Origin of the sequence: Pseudomonas sp. Sample_9 (genome assembly GCF_004307535.1) — a bacterium.
In the GTDB taxonomy this organism is placed as follows: Bacteria; Pseudomonadota; Gammaproteobacteria; order Pseudomonadales; family Pseudomonadaceae; genus Aquipseudomonas; species Aquipseudomonas mercuritolerans.
In genome coordinates this window covers 1-5,713 of sequence record NZ_RAZO01000282.1, presented here as the reverse complement: position 1 = coordinate 5,713, position 5,713 = coordinate 1, and the positions used below count along the sequence as shown (strand labels likewise).

Annotated in this window: 3 protein-coding genes and 3 pseudogenes; 3 read left to right on the top strand and 3 right to left on the bottom strand. The window is 61.4% G+C overall.

Features of this window, described 5'->3' with window-relative positions; genetic code table 11:
* From D6877_RS15485 to D6877_RS29950, 3 genes and pseudogenes are all read right to left on the bottom strand, one after another.
* Nucleotides 1-353: pseudogene (locus D6877_RS15485) on the bottom strand (A/G-specific adenine glycosylase); the annotation flags it as partial.
* Complete coding sequence (locus D6877_RS15480) at nucleotides 350-2,566, bottom strand: AsmA family protein (protein WP_130911356.1); 2,217 nt, start codon at nucleotides 2,564-2,566, stop codon at nucleotides 350-352. The gene D6877_RS15480 and the pseudogene D6877_RS15485, both read right to left, overlap by 4 nt.
* Nucleotides 2,567-2,644: 78 nt before the next feature.
* Nucleotides 2,645-2,859 (bottom strand): annotated as a pseudogene (locus D6877_RS29950) (aspartate 1-decarboxylase autocleavage activator PanM); the annotation flags it as partial.
* A gap of 231 nt (nucleotides 2,860-3,090) precedes the next feature.
* On the opposite strand from D6877_RS29950, the gene D6877_RS15470 reads away from it, so the two are divergent.
* The 3 genes and pseudogenes from D6877_RS15470 to hisH all read left to right on the top strand — a co-directional run.
* Nucleotides 3,091-4,755 carry an OFA family MFS transporter gene (locus D6877_RS15470; RefSeq protein ID WP_024011221.1) on the top strand — a complete coding sequence of 555 codons (1,665 nt, stop codon included), beginning with the start codon at nucleotides 3,091-3,093 and terminating at the stop codon, nucleotides 4,753-4,755.
* Between the two features lie 273 nt (nucleotides 4,756-5,028).
* Complete coding sequence (hisB, locus tag D6877_RS15465) at nucleotides 5,029-5,622, top strand: imidazoleglycerol-phosphate dehydratase HisB (protein ID WP_016772125.1); 594 nt, start codon at nucleotides 5,029-5,031, stop codon at nucleotides 5,620-5,622.
* A pseudogene (gene hisH / locus D6877_RS15460) lies at nucleotides 5,622-5,713 on the top strand (imidazole glycerol phosphate synthase subunit HisH); the annotation flags it as partial. The gene hisB and the pseudogene hisH, both read left to right, overlap by 1 nt.

The following is a 5,713-nucleotide window of genomic DNA, read 5'->3' as shown; positions in this document are numbered from 1 at the left end:
CCGATGCCCGGCAGCTCGGTGAGTTTTTCCACGTCTCGCGGGAATTCGCCAGCGTACTGGCTGACGACGATCTTCGCGGTCTTCTGCAGGTTGCGAGCGCGAGTGTAGTAACCCAGCCCGGTCCACAGGTGCAGCACCTCGTCTTCCGGCGCTTCGGCCAGCGCTTCGACTGTCGGCAGCGCCGCCATGAAGCGCTCGAAGTAATTGAGCACCGTGCTGACCTGGGTCTGCTGCAACATGATCTCGGACACCCACACCCGGTACGGATTGATGTCCTGCTGCCACGGCAAGTCGTGGCGACCATGGCGGTCGAACCACTGCAGCACCGCCGTGGAAAACTGCTCCGCTGTCATCGCTTGAACAGCCCCTTCAATGCGTTTTTCAGTTCCGGGCTGACTTTGTCGCCCAGTTTCTCGTCGATCTTCTCGCTGAGCTTGTTGCCGGCCATCTTGCTGGCGACCTGACCGAGACGATCATTGTCGATGCGGCAGGCCTTGGCGCCCAGCTCCAGCGGTCCACGGCAGCGCAGCGGCCACTCGATGCCGACGAATTTGTCGCCTACCTGACAGGCCGGGTCAGGCATGGCGCTGGTATCGCCTTCGACGATGATGCCGACGCGGTAATCCATGCCGAGCACGCGCAGGTCGATGTCGCCGTCACCGTTGACGGTCATGCCGGGGATGCGCACTTTCAGGTCTGGGTTGCTGGCGACGCCGTTGCGCACGGTCAGGTTGCCCTTGAGCTCCTCGAACGGCGTGTCCTTGCCCCGTGGCTCGCCGCTGAGGGACTTGCGATTGAGCGTGGCGATGCCTTTGCACAATTGCTGTTCAAGGTTGGCGTTGAGCAGCACACCGTTGTTGATGACGAAACTGGCGTTGCCGTTCAGCGTATCGATCAGCGCCTGTTGGCTGTTGCCGCTGCCAGTGAAGCTGCTGGTCAGCGTCACCAGGCCTTTGACCGGCGGGTTCTTGCCCTGGCTTTCGATGATTTTTTCCACCGGGACGCGATTGAGGCGGGTCTGCAGGTTCAGCACCGGCGCGCTTGGGCGCACGTCGAGTGTGCCGTTGGCGACGAAGCCGCCGTTGTACAGATCGCCGCTCAGGTTAGTCAGCGTCAGCAGGCCGCCCTGGCCAGTGGCTTTGAGCGCGGCGTTCTGTATCGGCAGTTTGTCGAGGGTCAGTTGGCCGAAAGTCAGGTCGGCATCGACGTCGAGTTTGGCCAGGCGTTCGACCGGCAGCAGACGCTCGGTGCTCCAGGCGGTTTTGCTCGGTTTGTCCGGCAGCGGCGTGGTGCCGGCCACAGCCCCGGCCTCGGTGCTGGCGACTTCGGCCTGACGTGTTTGCGTGGCGCTGTTGGCTTGGGCAGATTTCGGTGGCAGGTAGCGATCGGCGTTGAAAGTGTCGGCCTTGAGAATTGCGCGCAGCGATTGTTTGGCGAAGTCCTCGATGGCGATGCGACCGCTGAAGCTGCTGTCATCGAGTTTCAGGTTGATGTTGTCGAACGACAGGCTGGTCGGAGTGGCCGCAACGCGGCTGACCAGTTCGACCTTGCTCAGGCTGCCTTCGCCCATCGCCGGCAGTGTCTGGCCGATGCTGTCGACGAATTTCGCCAGATCGAACTGCGCAATGGAAATGCCGCCGCTGATCTGTGGCGTCTTGTCGAGGTCGTTGGCTTTCAGCTCGCCCAGGGCGCGCAACTGGTTGGCGGAAATCTTGATGCCGGTCCACTCGGCGACGTTCGCTGCCTTGTCCAGCAGCAACTGGCCCTGAGCAGAGAAGGTCATGGTCTTGCCTTGCAGCGGATCGCCAGCGAGTTCGCCAGTGAGTTTCAGGTCTTCAAACTTGTAGCGTTGCAGGGCGCGCTCGAAGCGCAGCTCACCGTTGAGCTCGGTGCGCACGCGCAGTACCGGTTGGTTGGTGCCAAGGAACGCAGTGGCTTTTACCGGGATATTGGTCGAGTCGTGTACCGGACCGGTGCTCAGTTGAATGCTTTCGGCGCTGAACTGCTTGCCGGTCAGCTCATCGGTGTATTCAACGCGGGCGTTGTTGACGGTCAGGCTGTCGATGTCGAGGCGGATCGGTTGCGCCGGTTTTTCCACGGCGACGGTCGGCTCGCTGGCGGTCGCGCCCGCTGTGGCCGGTGGAGTCGAGCCCGGCGCCACAGGCACCTTGCCGATGTCTTCCCAGTTGCCGTGGCCGTTCTTGTCGCGGTTCAGGCGCAGGTTGAGGCCTTCGACGCGCACGTCACTCATCTGTACTTCGCGGCGCAACAGCGGCAGCACGCGCACGGACAGGCCGAGCATCTGCAAGTCGGCAAACGGTTCGGCAGGTTTGGCCAGGGTGGCGACGCTGGCTTCGTGCAATTCCAGGCCGAGCCACGGGAACAGGCTCCAGCCGATATCGCCATTGAGCGTCAGCTCGATGTGGGCCTTGTCGCGGGCAATCTGGCGGATCTCGTCTTTATAGTCGTTGGGATCGAAGAGGTGGGTCAGGGCAAAACCTGCCGCCACAATGATCAGCAACAGCCCGAGAAGTACCAGACCCAGGATTTTGCCGAACGCTTTCATGGGCGAGTCCTTGTAGTTAGTCGAATTGGTCATATGGCCGGGGAGTATAGCGCTGCCGGCACCCGGTTCGGTGTGGCGTCATCTGCCGAGGGTCGGCGGCGGCACCTGCAACTTCGCCACAGGGCCTGCGCTTGAGGATGCCCGGCGGGCGCCAGAGGGCGCAATCCGGCCCCCGCTTGCGACGCCATTTTTTGCGCTTGGTTCACCCGTCGTTCAGTCACGCCCAGGCGACGGGTAACTTTTCACACGCATAAATGGGACAAGTAGCAAACGGCGTGGTGCCTTTGCAGACGCGGGGTTGGCGGCTTCCCGAGTCGTACGAGAACAGATGACTTGAAAAAAGGTGATATCAGTTTGGTTTTTCTGTCACCTGAGAATGGTAACCTTCGCCAGTTCGTCCGCCCGTCTGCGACTTAACGTCGCGCCTTCAAGGAGCTTCACCTAAAAAAACGGTCATGCCTGCGTGCATAAGGCCGAGGGTGAGCAGTGGCTGGCGAACCATACTAACAATTGGGGGATACACAATGAGCACGAGCATCACGGCGGACGGCCTCAGAGCCGACCAGCCTGCGTTCCTGTCCAAGGAACGCATCATCGCCAAGCCCGGTTTCAACCGCTGGCTGGTTCCACCGGCCGCTTTGGCCATTCACCTGTGCATCGGCATGGCCTACGGCTTCTCGGTGTTCTGGTTGCCGCTGTCCAAGGCACTCGGCGTTACCGCGCCGGTGGCTTGCGCGCCGGACATGAGCTTCATCGCGCAGGTATTTTCGTCGAACTGCGACTGGCCGATCTCCATGCTCGGCTGGATCTACACGCTGTTCTTCATCTTCCTCGGCTGCTCGGCAGCGATCTGGGGTGGCTGGCTGGAACACGCCGGGCCTCGTAAAGCGGGCGTGGTCTCGGCCTTGTGCTGGTGCGGCGGTCTGCTGATTTCCGCGCTGGGTATCTATACCCACCAGATCTGGCTGATGTGGATCGGCTCCGGCGTGATCGGCGGTATCGGTCTGGGCCTGGGCTATATCTCGCCGGTGTCGACCTTGATCAAGTGGTTCCCGGACAAGCGCGGCATGGCAACCGGCATGGCGATCATGGGCTTCGGTGGCGGCGCGATGGTCGGTGCACCGTTGGCGACTGCGCTGATGAGCCACTTCGCATCGCCAGAAGGCGTAGGCGTATGGCAGAGCTTCGTGGCCATGGCGGCCATTTACTTCGTGTTCATGATCGGTGGCGCACTGTCCTACCGCGTGCCGCCAACCGGCTGGAAACCTGAAGGCTGGACCGCTCCGGCGAAGAAAGCTTCCAACGCCATGATCACCAACCGTCACGTCCACGTGAACGTAGCGTGGAAAACCCCGCAATTCCGTCTGGTCTGGCTGGTGCTGTGCCTGAACGTGTCGGCGGGTATCGGTATCCTCGGCATGGCTTCGCCACTGTTGCAGGAAGTGTTCGGCGGCAAACTGCTGGGCGTCGATGTGCCGTTCGGCCAACTCGACGCTGGCCAACTGGCCTCGATCGCGGCGATCGCAGCGGGCTTCACCGGTCTGCTGAGCCTGTTCAATATCGGTGGCCGCTTCTTCTGGGCCTCGTTCTCGGATTACCTGGGCCGCAAGAACACCTACTTCGTGTTCTTCGCGCTGGGTTTTGCCCTGTACGCGCTGATTCCGAACATGGGCCATCTGGGCAACGTTGCGCTGTTCGTGGCGGCGTTCTGCATCATCCTGTCGATGTACGGCGGTGGTTTTGCCACCGTTCCGGCGTATCTGGCCGACCTGTTCGGTACACAGATGGTCGGTGCGATCCACGGTCGTCTGCTGACTGCCTGGGCCGCTGCCGGCGTACTCGGTCCGGTGCTGGTCAACTACCTGCGTGAATATCAGCTGAGCATCGGCGTGGAACGCGCTGCCGCTTACGACATCACCCTGTACATCCTCGCCGGCCTGCTGGTGCTGGGCTTCCTGTGCAACCTGATGGTGCGCCCGGTGGCCGACAAGTACTTCATGACCGACGCCGAACTGGCCGCCGAACAGGCGCTGGGCCACGACAAGGGTGCCGATGCCAGCACCGTTCTGGAGTGGAAAGCCGCGCCGGGCACCAAGCCTCTGGCGATCGCTGCCTGGCTGGTGGTGGGTATTCCGTTGGCGTGGGGTGTGTGGGTGACCCTGCAGAAGACGGCGGTACTGTTTCACTAAGGTGTTAGCTGAATAAACACCGAACCTGTGGGAGCGAGCCTGCTCGCGAAGACGGAGCACCAGTCGACATCAATGTTGCCTGGCCTACCGCATTCGCGAGCAGGCTCGCTCCCACATTTGTTTTTGGCATGCCTGTTATGGCTTGTATGGACATGTCTACCCGCGACAGCCGGGCGTTCTATCCGTCAGGCATCTCACCTCTCGTGTTTCTGTTTGCCTCCTGCGTGCCTATAATGGCTGCCTTTTTCGCCCAATGATTTTGCGGAGCTGGTGATGGCCGAACGTAAGGCGTCTGTCGAGCGCGACACTCTGGAAACCCAGATCAAAGCCTCGATCAACCTTGATGGCACCGGAAAGGCCCGATTCGATATCGGTGTACCTTTTCTTGAGCACATGCTGGATCAGATCGCCCGTCATGGGTTGATCGACCTGGATATCGAATGCAAGGGCGATCTGCATATCGACGACCACCATACGGTGGAAGACGTCGGTATCACCCTCGGCCAGGCGTTTGCCAAAGCCATCGGCGACAAGAAAGGCATCCGTCGCTACGGCCATGCCTACGTGCCGCTCGATGAAGCGCTGTCGCGCGTGGTGATCGATTTCTCCGGTCGTCCGGGCTTGCAGATGCACGTGCCGTACACCCGGGCCACCGTCGGCGGTTTCGACGTTGACCTGTTCCAGGAATTCTTCCAGGGCTTCGTCAACCACGCGCTGGTCAGCGTGCACATCGACAACCTGCGCGGCACCAACACTCACCACCAGATCGAAACCGTGTTCAAGGCTTTCGGCCGCGCGCTGCGCATGGCCGTCGAGCTGGACGAGCGCATGGCCGGGCAAATGCCGTCGACCAAAGGCGTTCTGTAATGCAGACGGTTGCAGTTATCGACTACGGCATGGGCAATCTGCACTCGGTGGCCAAGGCGCTTGAGCACGTCGGCGCCGGCAAGGTGCTGAT